The following is a 17,405-nucleotide window of genomic DNA, read 5'->3' as shown; positions in this document are numbered from 1 at the left end:
CCTAAGGAGAGGGTAAGAGGCAATGACTGAGCTCATCGATACCACCGAGATGTACCTCAAAACGATCTACGAACTTGAGGAAGATGGTGTGACCCCCCTTCGTGCGCGCATTGTTGAGCGCTTGGGGCATTCGGGGCCGACTGTCTCCCAAACCGTTGGGCGCATGGAGCGTGACGGGCTGCTGTATGTCATGGGTGACCGCCGCCTTGAACTCACCGACCATGGTCGGGAGGTTGCTGTGGAGGTTGTGCGAAAGCATCGCCTGGCGGAGCGTCTGCTGATGGATGTTATCGGTCTGGGGTGGGCCGATGTACATGAGGAGGCGTGCCGCTGGGAGCACGTCATGTCGAGGCAGGTAGAGGATCGTCTTGTTGGGCTCCTGGGGAATCCAGTGACGGATCCTTATGGCAATCCGCTACCTGGCGCGGAGGCTCCGAAGGGAACCTCCGTGGAGTATGTTGCCCGCGGTGAGGCTGAGGTGCGGGCGGTTATCGTCCGTATTGGTGAGGCGATCCAGGCTGAGGCAGAGGTGATTGCTGACTTCGATGCTTTAGGGCTGCACCCTGGGGCTGAGGTGCAATTGAGTGCCCACCAAAAGGTTGTGCGCGTGGTGCCGGTGGTTGATGGGGAACTAGCTGCCGAATATCTGGCGTTGTCTGACTCCTTGACTCCCCACCTGTTCGTGTCTGTTCTCTAAGAAGTTCTCTCGAGTTCGCACGCCTCTGTTTCCTGTCCGTAGTGCCCCTGTCTTGTCGGCAGGGGCACCACTTTTTGCCATTCTTTTTACCCACCTATAACAGGGACAAATCCAGTGTTTTTTCAGGGAAAAATCAGGGTAGGAGTAGGGTTGTCAAAGAGTGTGCAGAAGTGGGACTTTTTTCCCAAAACGTGGACATCAGACCCCCAATTTTGGCCGATTTCCGTGAACAACTTCGCATGCCGTTACCTACGCGTGACATTTGCGGAGAAATGCGGGTAGTCTTTAACTCGGTTGTTACTCAACCAGCCACACCCCTAGCCGCCGAAGCTAGACCCTAGGGGTTTGGATACAGCAGGGTCTAGCGCGGGGGACCCACTTGGGCCTCTTGAGGTCTTGGGGTGAAGTCCGGGAAACCGGACCGGGCTCTCCTGTCCGAATCCGACAGCTAACCTCGCAGGTGCTACAAGGAGAAAAACTACGTGACCAACGCCAAGTACACACCGCGACACCGCAAAGCTCGTCGCCCCATGGCGCCGATCGCTGATCTCGCGGAAACCATGACGTCCATGAACCTCACTCCTATCCGAGGCACGGCCGTCGTTTCTGCCACCGGTCTTGCACTAACCGCAGTTGTGACACCTGTCGTCAACGCTAGCCCCTCCGTGTCTGCACAGACCGAAGAGGCAGCCCTCACGACCACCGCCCAGGTTGACGCACTGACCACCACGGTTTCGGTGCCCGATATTGCCTGGACCGCCATTGATGAGCTCTCCGTCGTCGCTGAAGCGCCTGATGCCGCACCTCAGCCCGTCGCTGAAGAGCCGCAGGAAGAGGCTGCAAGCCGCGACAACGTCCGCGAAGACATCACCTCCGACCAGTCTGTTGCTGCCTACACCGCAGCGGCAAACGCAGCCGGTGGCGACATCGTCTCAATCGCCTCAAGCCTGCTGGGCATCCCCTACGTCTACGGTGGCTCAACCCCCGCAGGCTTTGACTGCTCCGGCTTCACCCAGTACGTCTACGCCATGGCTGGCATCAGCATCCCCCGCACCTCCGGTGCTCAGGGATATGCAGGCACCTTCGTGTCGGCAGCCGACGCTCAACCCGGTGACCTCGTGTGGCACGCATACGGCCACGTCGGCATCTACGCCGGTAACGGCATGGTCATCGAAGCCACCACGCCTGGCGACGTTACTCAGATCCAGCCTCTGTGGGGCGACTACCAGTTCGTTCGCTACTGAGGTTCCCTTTCCTTTCGGGGGACATGGGGTCGATTCTTCGGAATCGGCCCCATGTTTGTTCCGCCCTTCGCGTTTGAACTATGACCTCAGGCGCTGAATGGGGCACAATAGAGGGTGACTCACATCACGAGGAGGAGATGCTGGTGTCCACTCCAACAATCGTCGTCGGCGTCGACGGCTCGCTGGCGAGCCTCGCAGCAGTAGACTGGGCAATCCATCGAGCCAACCTAATCGGCGCCCGCGTACACATCATGTGCATGTACGCCATGGCCTCATACTCCGCAGCCGCCCTCGACGGCGGATACGCCGGAATTGACGCCGAAGCCCTTGAAAAGGGGGCCCAAAGCGTCGTTGACGCGGCCGTAGAACGCGCATCGCAACTTGTCGCCCCCGACAAAGGCGTCACCATAAGCTCATCCATTGAACCCGGCGACCCCGCCTCGATCCTCGTGGAAATGTCGGCAGAGGTCGACCTCATCGTCGTTGGAAGTGCCAGTGGCGGCGGATTCATGAGTCGCCTCCTTGGAACAGTCTCCTCTTCTCTGCCAGCAAATGCCGACTGCCCTGTTGTTGTCGTGCCCGAACAAAAGAGCGGCAAAGCCTTCACACCTATCGACAAGATCGTCGTCGGCGTTGACAGCTCATCCAACACTTCAACCGCACTGCAAGCGGCCATCGCAGAAACTGAACTCTGGGGCGCCGCTTTAACCGCAGTCTCAGCAGTACCCATCCCCAGCGTTGGTGGCGTAATGGGCTGGGTCCCCAGCACCGGCAACCACGACGCCGTAATTGGCGAAATAAAAAACGGACTCAACATCGCCGTTGACGCCGCCCTGGAAGGGCGCGAAATGCCGGTAGCGCGCCACGTTCTCGACGGATCGCCAGCCTCTCTGCTCATCGAGTTTTCAACCGCAGTCGACCTCGTGGTCGTCGGCACCCGCGGAGGAGGAGGCTTTGCCGACATTTTCCTGGGCTCAACCTCCCAAACAGTCATCAGCCACTCGACCTGCCCCGTCATGGTAGTGCCCCGCAGCCGAGAAGAACGCGCCGGACAAAGCTACGCCTGGGAACGTCGCTAACCTCGCATCGCTGGGATTTACGAGCTCAGCGCCTGCGAGTGCTAGGCTTATGCCTGCACCGAGTAAGCGCTCGGGCGTGCCCCCGTAGCTCAGGGGATAGAGCACCGCTCTCCTAAAGCGGGTGTCGGACGTTCGAATCGTCTCGGGGGCACAATCTGATGTACTGGCTAAACGGGTCGGGTCATCTCAAGATGAACGTGACAACACATGCCACACTGGAGGCAGAAAGATTCATGTTCTTAGAGGAGATGATTTCCAATGGGCGCCGGGCATAGCCACGCTCACAGTCACTCGCACGACCACGATGGTGGGTTCTCTGCGCATAACCGCAGGCGCCTCGCCCTCGCTTTCGCCATCACTGGTGGCATCGTCCTTGCCCAAGCCATCGGCGCACTCATCACCGGCAGCCTCGCGCTACTGACAGACACCGCGCATGCAGCAGTTGACGCCTCGGGCCTGCTCGTTGCCCTCCTGGCAGGGCGACTCGCACTGAAACCCGCCAGCGACCGCCACACCTGGGGGTATCGACGCATCGAAGTGCTCGCCGCGCTCGCACAATCAACACTGCTGCTGGCCGTCGGCATCTACACCGCCATTGAGGCCGTGAAACGTCTCTTTGAGCCCGCAGAAATTCCCTCCACTGAACTGCTGATCTTCGGCGTGCTTGGCTTGATCGCGAACCTCAGCGCCATGCTGATCCTCTCCGCAGGCAGGGGTGCAAACTTCAACATGCGAGCAGCCTTCCTTGAAGTGCTCAACGACGCCCTCGGGTCAGCCGGCGTCATCATAGCCGCGATCGTCATCTCCACGACCGGCTTCATGCAGGCCGACTCCATTGCGGGTCTCTTCATTGCGGCGCTCATCGTCCCACGCGCCTTCACCCTTATGAAGGAAACAACGGCCGTGCTGATGGAATTCACCCCCGATGGCCTCGACCTTGAGCAAGTGCGCGCGCACATCCGTGCTTTGCCGCATGTGAAGGATGTCCACGACGTCCATGCCACAACCGTTGCGACCGGCCTGCCGACCCTCAGTGCTCACATCATTGTCGAGGACGAATGTTTCCACGATGGGCACGCCGTGGACATGCTGATGTCCGTGCGCGAATGTGTTGCCCAGCATTTCGATGTCTCGATTAAACACTCAACCTTCCAGATTGAAACGGCGCGAGTTGCAGAATCGGAGGAAGAACAGCACGCCCATCAGTGACTTTCGAGGCCGAACGGCGTTGGTATTCGTCACTCGAATTGCCGTGCTTGCAACCAATCCTGTAATCTTGGCGATCGAGGTAGCGTGTCCGAGCGGCCGAAGGTGCAGCACTCGAAATGCTGTGTGGTGTCACAGCCACCGTGGGTTCAAATCCCACCGCTACCGCCACCGGAAGTCCCCGATTTTTCAAGTGTTTTCCTTGGAAAATCGGGGATTTTCGCAGCTCAGGAAGTATCCCGTGAGCGGAAAAATTGAACCAACTTCCGCTTTAGTGTCCCACTAGTGTCTACAGAAATCCATCCGTGGGATACAGGTGGGATCCATCAGAATAAACATCCCATTGCCAGCCCTTCCCAAAAGGGCTACCCTGGCAGAAGAAGCTTGAGGGCGAGCATGGTTGCAGCCGAGCCCGCCGTGAGGATGTTAGTCCTCTAGGGCTTCCCAAAGGATTGCGATAGCCCGAACGGTTTTGGCAAGAGCTTCACCTAGTGCCTTGACTGTTCGGGCTACGTGTTTCCATTGGGGTTTGTGTCCTTTGGACATGTGCCCTCTCCCTTCTGTTGGTTTGGCCCGCTTCACGGCGGATTGCGTGGTGTTCCGTGAGGGGGTCCTTGCCTTGGAAGGGCACCCACGATTGTTTCAAATAAGACCGTGGAAAATCCTGGGGGCTCCTTTTCTGTGGATAACTAAGGTGCGTGGCGCGATCCACAGCTTTGGATCACCCCATCAAGCTGCCACTTGCCAGATGAATCAGCCGCGCAGACTACACTCTCATTCCGTGGAATTGGCTGCTGAAACCTCCAAGCCTCGCCCTGCGCAGGCTGCTTTTCGCTCCGACATTCAAGCACTACGCGCATTCGCGGTCGGAGTGGTCCTCCTCAACCACCTCTGGCCCCTCCGAATGTCGGGCGGGTTCATCGGAGTAGACATCTTCTTCGTTATCTCCGGTTTCCTCATCTCCAGCCACCTACTGAAAACCACACTCTCAGGTGAACGCCTCTCCCTCGTGAGTTTCTACGCCAAACGAATCAGACGACTCCTGCCCGCAGCCTTCCTCGTCCTCTTCGTCAGCATTATTGGCGTACTCACCCTTCTTCCTGTTGACCAGTGGCGCCGCCATCTCACAGAAATCTTTGCTGCAGCCGCATACAGCGAAAACCTCTACCTCACCGCACAAGCCGTCGACTACCACGCCCTCGGACAAAGCGCGACAGTCGCCCAACACTACTGGTCCCTCTCGGTTGAAGAACAGTTCTACTTCCTGTGGCCGCTTCTGCTCATGGGCCTAGCCGCCTTTGCGACGCGACGCGGTATCAACCGACGAGTATTCACGGGCATCGCCATTACGATCTTCACGGCAACCTTTCTTGCCTTCAGCGTGTGGTTCACGCACATGTCACCCGCGCAGGCCTACTTCTTCACACCCGTGCGCTTCTGGGAGTTCGGTATCGGCGCACTCGTAGCCCTCGGCGCTCCCCTGTGGAGCCTCGCATGTGAGCGCCCCCTAGTGATCCGACTGCGCGTGCTCGCTTCACTCCTAGGGTGGGCCACCCTGATTGCCTCGGCGTTCCTTTTCTCCCCTGAAATCCCCTTCCCTTCAGCAACAGCGCTCATCCCCGTTGCGGGCACCGCCCTCGTTATCGCAGCGGGAACTGGCGTGAAACTACCCGTCATTGACGAGGTCGCCGCCCTGCGTCCGATCCGTTGGATGGGCGATGTCTCCTACAGCATCTACCTGTGGCACTGGCCGCTGATCGTACTGGCGCCAGCACTCTTGCGCGCGCCCCTGAGCTGGAAACACAAGATTGTTATCGCAGCGCTGACGCTCCTGCTCGCTGGCCTGACAAAGCCTCACGTTGAGGATCGAGGCATTAACAGCGCGTGGCTGGCGACAAATAATCGCCGCTCCTTTGCCAGCATGCTCACCGCCGTTGCCTGCTTCGCACTGCTGTGGGGCGGACTCGGACAACTGCAAAACTACCTCGTGAAGCTGCATGAAGAGCGCGTTCAGGCTTTCCTGTCCTCTCCGTGCGCGGGTCCCCTGGCTTTCGATCCCGCTAATGGCTGCACAAATCTGCTCGACGAGCCGCTGTCGGTAGTTCTTGGTGATGAGGCGAATTATTACGTGATGCCACCAGAATGTACGCTGACGACAACCGGGCACGAAACGAAGAAATTCGGCGGCATCACAACGTGTGACTTCCGTGAAAAGCCCCACGAGCCAGCCCATCCAGAAGACACGATCTTACTCATCGGTGACTCACACGCAGATCAGTGGAAATGGCCTCTTAAAGAGATTGCCCAGCAACGAAACAAACGGCTAGAGATAATGGTCATCGGCGGGTGCCCCGTTCATCTTCTTGAGAGTGACGAAGAAAAAGCCGGACAAACTAACCTATACGGTGCCGAATGTACTGATGCAGTTAATTTCGTGGCTGACTACGTCGCGAAGACGGCACCACAAACAATTGTCTACTCCCTGTACGCCAAGAAAGAACCGCTCCCCGTCCCTCAGGGGCAAAGCTATGAGGCGCAGCCTCGCTATAACCAGGCCCTTGCTGACCTATGGGCACACTGGAAAAACGCCGGAGTGGAAAACTTCCGCGTCATCGCTGACACTCCCTACAACGATGAAGTGCGTGACGTGCAGTGCTTCTCCCAATCCTCAAACCCTGCACAGGAATGTCGTGTGCCTCGAGAGAAAGCCCTGGGGGAAGACCCGCTGCCAGGAGCTGCCACTGCCCTGGAAGACCCGAACGCTCAACTCATCGACTTCACAAACTCTTTCTGCGATGCCCAATACTGCTATGCCGTAGCCGGACAAATGCCGGTGTTCTTCGACACCACCCATCTGAGCCGCCAATATGCGCTCAAGCTGGTGCCTCGTCTAGCAGAACAGATTCCCTAAAGGACTACGGCAAAGGATAAGACCCGCGGCCAACCTCGCGTATCGAGGGCGGTCGCGGGCCTTATCCTCTCACGGGCGAAAGATGTCAGGGCAGGAAGTCGTTCGTCACCGCACCCTCAATATCCTCCAGGGAAGCGGTGGTGAAACCGCCATCAATCATCCACTGCGTGTAGGAGCGCACCAGCTCCGGCTGAATCTCTCCCCACCGTCCCGAGGGCGCAAACCATGTTGGACGCATATGCTCTAACGACAAACGCAAGACCTCGGGATCCATATTGCACATGGGCGATCCTGCCAGGGCGATCGCCTCGTCAGGGTTTTCTACGGCGAAACGGTAGCCGCGTGCCGTGGCCTCCAGGAAGTCACGCACTACCTGAGGCTGAGCCTCGCACATTTCCTGCGTGAAACAGACAAAGTAAGCGTGATGCGGAGCCACCCCTACCTGGTCAAAATCAAGGAAGGTGATGTCCTCAACGGGCGTGCAGCCCTGGTAGGGCTCCCATCCGAGCACATTAAACACCGCATCAAAGCTGCCCTTTTCGATCGCACGCATGTCAGGCTCCCAGAACTCAGGGTGGGTGACGTTGAGCAGATCGAAGTCGCCGCCGTCGGCCTCGACAGCCTCGCGCACCATGTGGGTCAAACGCGGCGAGGGCGGAATCGACACCCGCTTGCCCTCCAGGTCGCGCCAGCGGTGAATCCCATCCGACTTGCGGCCAAAAACACCAGGAAGCTGGCACTGGTTGAAGGTCGCTACGCCCACCAGCGGCACCTCGGTGTGGCGGTACTCAATGAGCTCCCCCAAGCGTGCTGAGGCCACCTGGTATTCGCCTGCAGCCACCAGGTCTGAGGGGTTCCCGCGGTCGTGGCCGTCGGAAATAATGTCGACATCCCAGCCGCGCTCGGCATACCAGCCTTTCGCGCGGGCGACGAAGAGACCAATGTGGTTGGGCCAGGGGTGGACGTATTCGAGGTGGATGCGCAGTTTCATCGGGTGCCTTTCATTGAGGGGTTCGGGTTGGGTGGAGGGATTGTGGTTGTGGAAGAGCGTCTGTTTGGCGAGGGCGTTGCCGAGGGCGGGTCGGGCGGGAGGGTGAGGGCGTTGCCGGGCGCTGGAGAGGTAGGGGACACTACGCCGGGTGGGTGGCCTCGATCGCTGCGGCGAGCTCGTCAAGGTAGCGTTTGCCTGCCTCGGTGCTGAACCAGGCGGTGTGCCCGCGGAAAAACGTCTCAAGAGCCCATTCGGCATTTGAGGGCCTCCCACTGATGAGGTGGTAGGGAATCCAATCAAGGGCCGGATCAACATGAACCGCGCGCATCATGTGAGGCAGCAGAGCAGCCTCCGTTGAGCTGAGAGGCCGCAGTGACTGGTAGCCGCGCAGGATCGCCCTGGCGGTGTCCATCCGGTAAGCGTCGGATTTTCCGTCAAGAATTTCCAGCCACAGCAAGGTGTTGCGCTCCAGTGCGATGGCCAGGTCGGCCACGGCTGTAGACACGGCAGAGAGACCAAAGTCGAAGACCGCGCATACTTCCTCGCCCGCGTACATCATGTTCGAGCAATGCCCATCCCCGTGAATCCACAAGCGAGGCAGGGACGCGTAGGCGCGGACGATCTCTGGGGTACGCCAGGCAAGGGCGGCCTCGACCTCGGCACTCAGGTCGAGGCCGTGCGCGGTGGCCTGGCCAGCGCCTTCGGCGCGCTTCAGCGTGCCAGTGCTGCCTGCGGTGCTACTTTCTATGCCGCCGTGTCCTGCGCTGTGACGTTCTTTGCTGGTGCGCACTCTGGGCGCACTATCAACGGAGCGCGAGGCGTCGCCCTCTGTAGGCGCGTAACCCGCCGCCCACTCGGTGAGCATTGGGCGAGCCGCCAGATAGTCCTCGACGGACACGTGCCCCATGGCCAGGTCGCAGCGGGCCTGAAAGAAGCCTGGCCCAGGATCAGCGGGAGCTCGTTCGGCGGTCGCCTCGGCCCGCAGGTGGATGATCGCCAAAGCCCGCCCCAGGCTTTCAGCCTCGCCCAAAGAATCGGGCGCATTCCACGAATAGCGGCCACGGTAACGATCCTCGCCAGGCGCAAAATCGTTGAGTTCGTAGAGCCACTCGCCCTCCTCGACAACGCTATCGCCATCGGGGGTGAGGTGGAAGCCGGTAACGGTCAGCGTATGCCCGTCCTCAACGTCGCGCAGCAGATTCACCGCCCGGTGGCGGGCGCGAAGCTCGGGTGCAGACATGACCGAGCGGTGATAGCGCTTGAGGAAGAAGGGCGCACTAGGGGTGGAAACCGTCACCGCGCACGACATCATGCGGATGGATTGTCTGGTCACTGTCGCTTCAGGGAAACCGAAACGGGCCATGACGGGGAGAGCCTCGTCAGCCCCAAAGGGCGGCCACGCGGGTTCAATGACGGTGTAGTCCTCGGGGTAGGTCACCTGCGCCTCCTTGCACAGGTGTGTGGTTGCGTCCCTACGCCAGCATGACCTGGTTCAGGTGAAACGGTTAGCGTCGCTTCTCAGCCCTTGGGGGTGAATCCTTGGGCACCCGTGCACACACAATAGTAAAACACTGCGCCCCTCCGGCGTGCACACATTCATGACAGCCTTTTGGGCGGTGCGGATGGGGGGTAGGAGGGGCGCAGTGTCCGTCAGTCAGTTCATCAGGCAACAACGAGGCCGTTGTACTGGGTGCGGGCGCGCTCAAAGCGTGCAGCCACGTCAGCCCAGTTCACAACGTTCCACCACGCGGTGACGTAGTCAGCCTTGACGTTCTTGTAGTCCAGGTAGAAGGCGTGCTCCCACATGTCCAGCATGAGCAGCGGAACGGTAGCAACAGGGATGTTGCCCTGCTGGTCGGTCAGCTGGAAGGTGACGAGGCGCTGGCCCAGGGTATCCCAGGCGAGGACACCCCAGCCCGAGCCCTGCAGGCCCAGGGAAGCAGCGGCGAACTGCGCCTGGAACTTCTCGAAGGAGCCGAAGAACTCATCAATAGCGGCAGCAAGTTCACCCTCGGGGCGGCCGCCAGCATCGGGGGCCATGTTCTGCCAGAAGATGGAGTGGTTGGTGTGACCACCCAGGTGGAAGGCCAGGTTCTTCTCATGCAGGTTGATCGCGGCATGGTCGCCAGCTTCGCGAGCTGCCTCCAGAGCAGCAAGAGCGCCATTCGCGCCGGCAACGTAGGCGGCGTGGTGCTTGGAGTGGTGCAGCTCCATGATGGTGGCCGAGATGTGGGGCTCCAGAGCGGCGTAGTCGTAGCCGAGTTCAGGCAGGGTGTAGACCGTCATGTTCTCTCCTAGTGATAGTGAGCAGCGGATAGGTGAACGCTGCAGGTCCACTGTTTAGGGTATCGCCCTTTAGTCCCGATTGCGCAATATGGATATGTGGTATTTCGCGCGATTTTCACAAACTTTAGTGACGTGGCGGATGATGGGCTGAGGTTGGTGACGGTTCAGGCAAGGGATAGTGGCTCATCAGGGTGAGGCTCGGGTATGGCGAGGTCGAGGTGCCGGCGCTGGGCTGGGCTGGGGTGGGCTGGGCGGGTGCTAGTGATGGAGCACTGGGCGGGTGCTAGTGGTGGAGCACTTGTTGCATAGCGTGACACTTGCGGCATTATGTGACAGCTATACCTGTCACGTCGTGCAACAACTGTCACGCAGTCGTCCTTTGACCCTCGCAGATAGTGCCGCAGTGTGGCGCGCGCAAAAAACGAGGTGCCCGCAGCCGCCTTCGCCGATCCAAGGTGTGTCTATGAAGACTTGACGCCGAGAGATTTTATGTTTTTGCACTTCGGGAATGAATTTGAATCTGATTATGTCGGGTTGGGACTTAAATGAGACGAATTTTCTATGCCGTGAGATTTGGAGTTGCTACTCGCTTGTGATGCGAAGGCTTTTAACGAAGGCTTACTAAATCTCTTGACGAATAGAGGGGGGGGGGTAGTCTTATTTTGCAATTGATAACCCAAGCAAGAGCGCGCGATGTTGCGGCTTTTGTGGAGATGAGGAGGAAATATGTTTTCTTATGAAGCGAGTGCTTCCCCTAGGGGTAACGCTACCGTTCGGCGAGTCTGCACCAATCGATCGTGTGGTGGAACGTTCTACGTCGTGCCTAATGCGCAGAACTATCGTTGCCCTCACTGCGGTCGTACCCAATAGGGCGTGTGGTAAGTAGTGCTGTGCTGCGAGGAGGTTTTTAGGGGATGAAGGAAGGAAAAGAATGAAGGTAGATGAGCGCCTTTTTCGTACCGGGATGAACTTGAATCAAATTAAGTATTCGCTTTCATCCTGTCTTTCTGGGGCAGATGTTAATCCTATGGAATATGGCCCCATGGATGTTCCTGCCGATTTTGCTGTTGTTGCTTTGAAGCGACCACTTCTTTTGCGGTTGAAGCGTGTCGAAATACAAGTTGGCCAGGCAAATGACGAGCTCGGGGGAATGATTATTTCCCTCTCTGCAACAGGGCACGGTGCGCTTGGGACTATGTGGTATGGCGCTCAGAGCGTGAATTTTGGTGGTTCAGTTTCTTGGCGAGACGAAATGGTAGCCGCATTGCGGGCAGAAGATCCTGAACTGACCGAAATCTTCGACTAGTGTCGGGCAATCAGATGGCGGTCAGCGTCGTGAAGGAGATGCTGACCGCCATCTTTGCCCGAGCTTAAGCATTTGGCATGCTGCCACCTTAATGCAGAGCAGATTATCCTTGCGACTATAGCGAAGGGCTGTGTGGAAAGTGAACGTTGCGTCGGTGTTCAGCTAGGCGAGGCGTGGGCACGGCGAGGTCGAGGTGCCGAGGCTGGGCGGGTGCTAGTTATGGATCACTTGTTGCACAGCGTGACACTTGCGACATTATGTGACAGCTATACCTGTCACGTCATGCAACAACTGTCACGTAACCCTCGTTTGAGCCTCGCCAGACGACGCACCAAGGCAGCACTTACAACAAACGAGGCTGCCGCGGGAGCCTCGTTGTGTGGAAAACGAGCGTCACGCTGACGCGCGCTGAACCTGAAGTGATGCTCAGTGAGCCGCGTCGGCCGCCTTTGCCTCGCCCTTCGAGTGGCGCAGGCGCTGAACGCCGACCCACAGGACAGCAATGACACTGCCCCAGAGCGCGCCGAAGATGCCAGACAGTGCGGTCTCAACCAGCCACATGACCGCGCCGCCAGCGGACTCGACAGCGTGTACGGCAGTCTCGACTAGATGGTGCAGCCAATCAAAACCAAGGTCATGCAGGGACAGGATAATGATGTGTCCGCCTACCCAGAGCATGGCCAGGGTGCCAATCGCACCAATCGCTGAAAAGACTTTCGGCATGACGCGCACAATGCGTTCACCCAGGGCGGCACGCTTGCCCCCGCGAGCCACCAGGTGCAGGCCAAAATCATCCATCTTCACCAAGATGGCCACCACGCCGTAGACGAAGAAAGTCATCGCCAAGGCCACGGCGGTCAACACCGCAACCCGCATGGTGCTTGAGCTACCAGTCAAGTCCGCTAAAGCAATCAGCATGATTTCTGCCGAAAGAATCAGGTCAGTGCGAACTGCGGACGACACAATTGTCTTTTCGAACTCTTCACTGCTTACTGCCGCAACACCTTCGCCCTCGCCGTGCTCTGGGCCGTGGTGAGGCAGCAGATGCAGCTTATGAAGCAACTTTTCCGCGCCCTCGAAACACAGGTAGGAGCCGCCAATGATCAACAGGATCGGCAAAGACCAGGGAGCCAGCCATGACAGGAGCAGCGCCAAAGGCAGAATAATCAACAGCTTGTTGATCAGTGACCCTTTGGCAATGCGAGCAATCACCGGCAGCTCACGTGCAGGAGAGAGGCCCTGAACATACTGAGGGGTCACCGCAGTGTCATCAATAATGACGCCCGCCGCCTTCGCGGAAGCCTTAGCCGCACCCGCTGCAACATCATCCACCGACGCAGCGGCAGCCTTCGCGAGGGTCGCAATGTCGTCAAGTAGGGCAACAAGTCCTCCGGACATAGTCAGCTCACTTTCATTAGGAGAAGGCCTGGGGTGACGGCCAAGGGGTGGGCGCTTAAGGAACAGGCGGGCGATGGTCAGTGTCGGACGAGGCGGGGCGGTGCAGGCAGGCGACATCGTCAACACTTCGTGTGGCGAGGCTATTGCCGCGGACAGTTCCGCGTAAAAAGCGTAGCAGTGGATGGGAACGCTGTGCGTGCCCATCCACTGCCGTTTCACCTTAAAGCTGTCGCCAAGGTAGGTATGCCCCAATCGTCTGCTGGGCATCCCCAAGCTGACGGGCGGCACTCAGCGGTCGGCAACGTCCTCGCGAGCCTGAATGAAGGCGGCAACGCAGGCGCGCACATCCTGCTCAGAGTGCGCAGCGGAAAGCTGCACGCGGATGCGAGCCTTCCCGCGCGGCACCACGGGGAAACTAAAGGCTGTCACATACACGCCAAGCTCTAACATGCGGGCAGCCACCTCAACGGCCTGGCGGGCACCGTCCTCGCCGGGGAACATGACGGCGTGAATGGGGTGAGTGCCCGGCAAAATCGCAAAGCCAGCAGCCTCCATCTCCGAACGAAAAAGGGCCGCCATGTCAGCCAGGTGCGCGCGCTCAGCATCGGCGTCGGCAGCCAGGCGCAGAGCCTCGCGAGAGCCCGCAACCACGGTCGGCGCCAGCGTGTTAGAGAAGAGGTAGGGGCGGGCCCGCTGGCGCAGCATATCCACAACAGCCTGACCTGCAGCAACATAGCCGCCAGAAGCACCGCCGAGCGCCTTACCGAGTGTGCCGGTGAGGATGTCGACGCGATCCTCCACACCAAAATATTCCGGCGTGCCGCGTCCACCAGCGCCCACAAAACCCGTCGCATGCGAGTCATCGACCATGACGATCGCCCGGAACTCCTCGGCTAGGTCACAAATGCCTGGCAGGGGAGCGTAAGAACCATCCATCGAAAAGACGCCATCGGTGACAATAACGATCTGCTCTGCGCCGCCCTCTCGCGCGGCAACGAGCTGGGCGCGCAGGTCTTCAAGGTCAGCATTCCGGTAGCGGAAGCGAGCGGCCTTACACAGGCGGATGCCGTCAATCAGGGAGGCGTGGTTCAATTCGTCAGAAATGATCGCGTCCTTGGCGGTAAAGAGGGCTTCAAAAATGCCACCGTTGGCATCAAAGCAGGAAGAGAAAAGGATCGCGTCATCCATGCGCAGGAACTCAGCGATTTCGCGTTCAAGGGCGCGGTGCTGGTCTTGCGTGCCGCAGATAAAACGCACAGAGCTCATGCCAAAGCCCCATGTATCGAGGGCGTCGCGCGCGGCCTGGGTAAGGCGTTCATCCCCAGCAAGTCCCAAGTAGTTATTGGCGCAGAAATTCAGGGCGTCCCCAGCGGGAGTGGTGACGTGCGGACCCTGGCGGCCCAGGATTTCACGTTCGGCCTTCCATAGGCCCTGTTCGCGGATGGACTGGAGCTCGGCTTCGAGTGTGGCGCTAAGAGTATCCATGCCTTAATTGTGCACCGTCGAGGGCGGGGGCGGGAAGGTGCGTTGTGTGGAGTTGGGGGAGGCAGGGGGGTGGTGCGTAGCGTGGCGAAGCAGACAGGAGCATGGCACGTTGTTGAACAAGGGTGTCCAGCGGCTGATTGGGAAGGGATCGCGCCAAGAGTCACCGGCTCATCCCCGGAAATCCACAACAGGCAGGCACTCAATAAGATGACGGAACGAGGGGGGAAACGACTGGTTCAGGAGGGGGGAAATGAATGGTTTGCATGGGGGGAAACGACTGGTTCAGGAGGGGGGAAGTGGTTGCTATTGGGCGTTAGGATAGTTAGAATCTGTTGAATCAACGGTGTTTTCTCGGTGAAGTGAGGGGGAAGTGTTAGTAGATTCCAAGGGGGCGTACTTAAGGCGCTACATCGATGAAGAGCTTGATGAGCTTCTGCCTGGTCTTCCTGCAGTGGCGATTGATGGTGCAAAGGCTGTTGGGAAGACGGAAACAGCACTCCGGCGCGTGGAACACGTTTTTCGTTTGGATACTGCCGAAGGTCGGGCACTTTTCTTGGCGAATCCTGCCGGGGCAGTTAATCAGGATGCTTCTGTTCTGATTGACGAGTGGCAACACTACCCAGAGAGTTGGGATCTTGTTCGGCGAGCAGTGGACGCGCGTCTGCCTGGAGTAAGGTTCTTGACGGGTAGCGCTACTCCTTTAACAGGGGTCGATACTCATAGTGGCGCTGGGCGTATTGTGTCCTTTCATATGCGCCCGCTAGCCCTATCAGAGCGAGCATCTACAAGCCCATCGATTTTCATTCGCGACTTGTTTCTAGGGACAGCAGACGTCAGTGGTGAGACAGATTTCTCGCTTGAGCAGTATGCTCAGGAGATCTGTTCGAGCGGTTTTCCTGGCATTCAGGGAATGACGCCGCGTCAACAGAGAAGGCAGATTGATAGTTATATTCAGCGTATTCTTGACCGTGATATTCCAGAGGCGGGACTCAAGGTCCGTAAGCCTCAAACTCTCCTAGCATGGCTGCAAGCCTATGCTGCAGCAACAGGTACAACAGCAACGTATAGCGAGATCTTGGATGCTGCTACAGCTGGAGTGTCGGATAAACCGAGTAAGAGTGCGACTGAGTCGTATCGGAATATCCTTACGAAACTGTGGATTCTGGATACTCTGCCTGCTTGGTATCCCACGTTTTCACCTTTTACGCGCTTGAAGAAATCGCCTAAGCACTATTTGCTTGATCCAGCCTTAAGCGCGCGTTTGATGGGGATGGATGCCTCTCGCCTGCTCGATTCGCGTGGCGGAGGGATGAAAGCATTCGGACATCTCTTCGAGGCCCTGGCAGTCTTGACGGTTCGAGGTGCTGCTCAGGCAGCTGAGGCACAGACATTCCATTTCCAGACACAGACGAAGAAGAAACCTATCGCCACTCAAGATGATGGCAGTCGTGAAGTGGACATTATTGCTGAGGATTACACGGGTAAAGTCCTTGCTTTTGAGGTAAAGCTCAAAGCTCATGTTGACGAGGCTGATGTGCGCCACCTTGTGTGGATGCGCGACAAGCTTGGCGAGCGCCTCCGAGATTGTGTTGTGCTAACTGCTGGCCGCCACGCTTACCGGCGCCCTGATGGTATTGCTGTCATTCCGCTGGCAATGTTGGGTTAACCGCGCTCCCGTGGGTGTCTTTGAGTTGCAACGTGAAGGCAGCGTTTGAGGGCGTGGTGATGGAAGACACCCCTGGTCTAGAGCTCTGCTGCAATTTGTAAGAGCTGCTTTCTGATGAGGGCGAATTCCTGGTTGAGGTTGAGTGTTGTCACCGTGATCGGGTTTCCACTCATCTGGTAGGTGACGTTCGGCTGGCTGCCTGCTTCGGTTGCTGCGTACAGCAGCATGCCTCGTATCGCCTCGCTGCCGTGTGTCATTGTCTTTTCGGCATTTTTCACATAGGCAAAGATCTGGTACAGGTGCGCAGATCGGGACTTCAGTGTGCCATGATGGGGTGAATCCAATGCGCCATCACCGTAAAACTTCGCGTCGATGATCATCGTTCGTCCGTCTTTTTCTAGAACGATGTCGGACTTCATTGTGGGCAGTAAGTGCCGATACCCATCATCGAGCGCCCATGGGATATGCGGGGCGTGCACGCGCAGGTTGGGGCATTCTTGGGTGAAGAACGCGGCCAAGAAGGACTCGTAAAGGGCAGCGAATTCGTGCCTGGTGGGGTCGAAACGATACAGGGCGTAGTCACCGTCCTCCTCCGAAGCCAGCAGTCCTTCGAGGATAAGGCGGCTGAGCCCCAGCAGAACGCGGTAGCTGCGTGTCGCTGGCGTGAGGCGGATCGCCGCCCACGGGACCTGCGCCGGATTTACCAGATCGATTCCATCGAGGAAGAGCAGTTTTTTACACAACCCCTGGCGGTAGGCCTCGTCAATGGAACCATGGCGAAGCAGGAGCGTGGCAGCAGTCTTAAGCACCTGGTTGAGCAGGATATTCTCGGAGAGCTCATCGAACTCACAACCGACGTGGGGGCGGTGTGCGACGGCGTTGCGGATGGAGGTGGGCATGACGATCTTGCCACGCAAGGTCGTCAGGTTGTCGCTGCGGGTCATGTAGTCCCTGTGCAGTCCTTGCTTGACTTGGCGGCCCAACCCTTTATTGAGGATCGCAGCGAACAGGTTATGCGGATTGTCGAACTCTTCGGTCGACAGTGAAGCAATTTCGTGGATAGTGAGGGCTTTGAAGCTGTAGGCCAGCATGTAGTAGATGTTCTTGACGAACACCTTGTTGTATTGCGTCACTTT

Annotated in this window: 13 protein-coding genes, 2 tRNA genes and 1 riboswitch; of the genes, 9 read left to right on the top strand and 6 right to left on the bottom strand. The window is 58.4% G+C overall.

What is annotated here, in order from left to right:
• Window positions 1-22 precede the first annotated feature (22 nt).
• The 7 genes from EII11_RS03255 to EII11_RS03225 all read left to right on the top strand — a co-directional run bounded on the left by EII11_RS03255 (window position 23) and on the right by EII11_RS03225 (window position 7,137).
• Window positions 23-697 carry a metal-dependent transcriptional regulator gene (locus EII11_RS03255; protein WP_124868565.1) on the top strand — a complete coding sequence of 225 codons (675 nt, stop codon included), beginning with the start codon at window positions 23-25 and terminating at the stop codon, window positions 695-697.
• Window positions 698-1,009: 312 nt separating this feature from the next.
• A riboswitch (cyclic di-AMP (ydaO/yuaA leader) is annotated at window positions 1,010-1,175 on the top strand.
• Window positions 1,176-1,179: 4 nt separating this feature from the next.
• Window positions 1,180-1,941, top strand: coding sequence for a C40 family peptidase (locus EII11_RS03250; RefSeq protein WP_240623041.1), 762 nt, complete (start codon window positions 1,180-1,182; stop codon window positions 1,939-1,941).
• A 140-nt stretch (window positions 1,942-2,081) separates the two neighbouring features.
• Window positions 2,082-3,020, top strand: a complete 939-nt coding sequence (locus EII11_RS03245) for a universal stress protein (protein WP_124868940.1) — start codon at window positions 2,082-2,084, stop codon at window positions 3,018-3,020.
• Between the two features lie 78 nt (window positions 3,021-3,098).
• Window positions 3,099-3,171: transfer RNA gene (locus tag EII11_RS03240), tRNA-Arg, on the top strand.
• Window positions 3,172-3,278: 107 nt separating this feature from the next.
• Window positions 3,279-4,229, top strand: coding sequence for a cation diffusion facilitator family transporter (locus EII11_RS03235; protein WP_124868563.1), 951 nt, complete (start codon window positions 3,279-3,281; stop codon window positions 4,227-4,229).
• 78 nt (window positions 4,230-4,307) lie between these two features.
• A tRNA-Ser gene (locus EII11_RS03230) sits at window positions 4,308-4,397 on the top strand.
• 610 nt (window positions 4,398-5,007) lie between these two features.
• Window positions 5,008-7,137 (top strand): acyltransferase family protein, encoded by a 2,130-nt coding sequence (locus tag EII11_RS03225; RefSeq protein ID WP_165867042.1) that lies wholly within the window; start codon window positions 5,008-5,010, stop codon window positions 7,135-7,137.
• Window positions 7,138-7,222: 85 nt separating this feature from the next.
• Here the strand turns inward: EII11_RS03225 and EII11_RS03220 are convergent, their stop codons facing one another.
• The 3 genes from EII11_RS03220 to EII11_RS03210 form a co-directional block, all read right to left on the bottom strand.
• Window positions 7,223-8,128, bottom strand: coding sequence for an ABC transporter substrate-binding protein (locus EII11_RS03220; protein ID WP_124868559.1), 906 nt, complete (start codon window positions 8,126-8,128; stop codon window positions 7,223-7,225).
• 139 nt (window positions 8,129-8,267) lie between these two features.
• Window positions 8,268-9,566: a phosphotransferase enzyme family protein gene (locus EII11_RS03215; RefSeq protein ID WP_124868557.1), complete on the bottom strand. Its 1,299-nt coding sequence runs from the start codon at window positions 9,564-9,566 to the stop codon at window positions 8,268-8,270.
• A gap of 224 nt (window positions 9,567-9,790) precedes the next feature.
• Window positions 9,791-10,414, bottom strand: coding sequence for a superoxide dismutase (locus EII11_RS03210; protein ID WP_124868555.1), 624 nt, complete (start codon window positions 10,412-10,414; stop codon window positions 9,791-9,793).
• A gap of 931 nt (window positions 10,415-11,345) precedes the next feature.
• Between EII11_RS03210 and EII11_RS03205 the strand changes: the two genes are divergently transcribed.
• Window positions 11,346-11,720 carry a hypothetical protein gene (locus EII11_RS03205; protein ID WP_124868553.1) on the top strand — a complete coding sequence of 125 codons (375 nt, stop codon included), beginning with the start codon at window positions 11,346-11,348 and terminating at the stop codon, window positions 11,718-11,720.
• A gap of 426 nt (window positions 11,721-12,146) precedes the next feature.
• On the opposite strand, the gene EII11_RS03200 is transcribed toward EII11_RS03205, so the two are convergent.
• Both EII11_RS03200 and EII11_RS03195 read right to left on the bottom strand, forming a co-directional pair.
• Complete coding sequence (locus tag EII11_RS03200) at window positions 12,147-13,118, bottom strand: DUF808 family protein (protein ID WP_124868551.1); 972 nt, start codon at window positions 13,116-13,118, stop codon at window positions 12,147-12,149.
• Between the two features lie 288 nt (window positions 13,119-13,406).
• A complete protein-coding gene (locus tag EII11_RS03195; RefSeq protein WP_124868549.1) occupies window positions 13,407-14,603 on the bottom strand; it encodes a glycine C-acetyltransferase in 1,197 nt (398 codons plus the stop codon).
• Window positions 14,604-14,973: 370 nt separating this feature from the next.
• On the opposite strand from EII11_RS03195, the gene EII11_RS03190 reads away from it, so the two are divergent.
• Window positions 14,974-16,269: an ATP-binding protein gene (locus EII11_RS03190; protein ID WP_124868547.1), complete on the top strand. Its 1,296-nt coding sequence runs from the start codon at window positions 14,974-14,976 to the stop codon at window positions 16,267-16,269.
• A 77-nt stretch (window positions 16,270-16,346) separates the two neighbouring features.
• Here EII11_RS03190 and EII11_RS03185 read toward each other — a convergent pair whose 3' ends face one another.
• The gene (locus tag EII11_RS03185; protein WP_124868545.1) at window positions 16,347-17,402 is read right to left on the bottom strand and encodes a 5-methylcytosine restriction system specificity protein McrC; all 1,056 of its coding nucleotides are present in this window, start codon (window positions 17,400-17,402) and stop codon (window positions 16,347-16,349) included.
• Between the last annotated feature and the right edge of the window lie 3 nt (window positions 17,403-17,405).

This window comes from Schaalia canis (assembly GCF_003858455.1).
Taxonomy (GTDB): Bacteria; Actinomycetota; Actinomycetes; order Actinomycetales; family Actinomycetaceae; genus Pauljensenia; species Pauljensenia canis.
This window is presented reverse-complemented; position numbering and strand designations above follow the sequence as displayed.

What these genes read in the sequence shown, in the direction of transcription:
- EII11_RS03255 (WP_124868565.1), top strand. Translation starts at nt 23, where the DNA reads ATGACTGAGCTCATCGATACCACCGAGATGTACCTCAAAACGATCTAC.
- EII11_RS03210 (WP_124868555.1), bottom strand. Translation starts at nt 10,414, where the DNA reads ATGACGGTCTACACCCTGCCTGAACTCGGCTACGACTACGCCGCTCTG.
- EII11_RS03195 (WP_124868549.1), bottom strand. Translation starts at nt 14,603, where the DNA reads ATGGATACTCTTAGCGCCACACTCGAAGCCGAGCTCCAGTCCATCCGC.
- EII11_RS03205 (WP_124868553.1), top strand. Translation starts at nt 11,346, where the DNA reads ATGAAGGTAGATGAGCGCCTTTTTCGTACCGGGATGAACTTGAATCAA.
- EII11_RS03235 (WP_124868563.1), top strand. Translation starts at nt 3,279, where the DNA reads ATGGGCGCCGGGCATAGCCACGCTCACAGTCACTCGCACGACCACGAT.
- EII11_RS03200 (WP_124868551.1), bottom strand. Translation starts at nt 13,118, where the DNA reads ATGTCCGGAGGACTTGTTGCCCTACTTGACGACATTGCGACCCTCGCG.
- EII11_RS03220 (WP_124868559.1), bottom strand. Translation starts at nt 8,128, where the DNA reads ATGAAACTGCGCATCCACCTCGAATACGTCCACCCCTGGCCCAACCAC.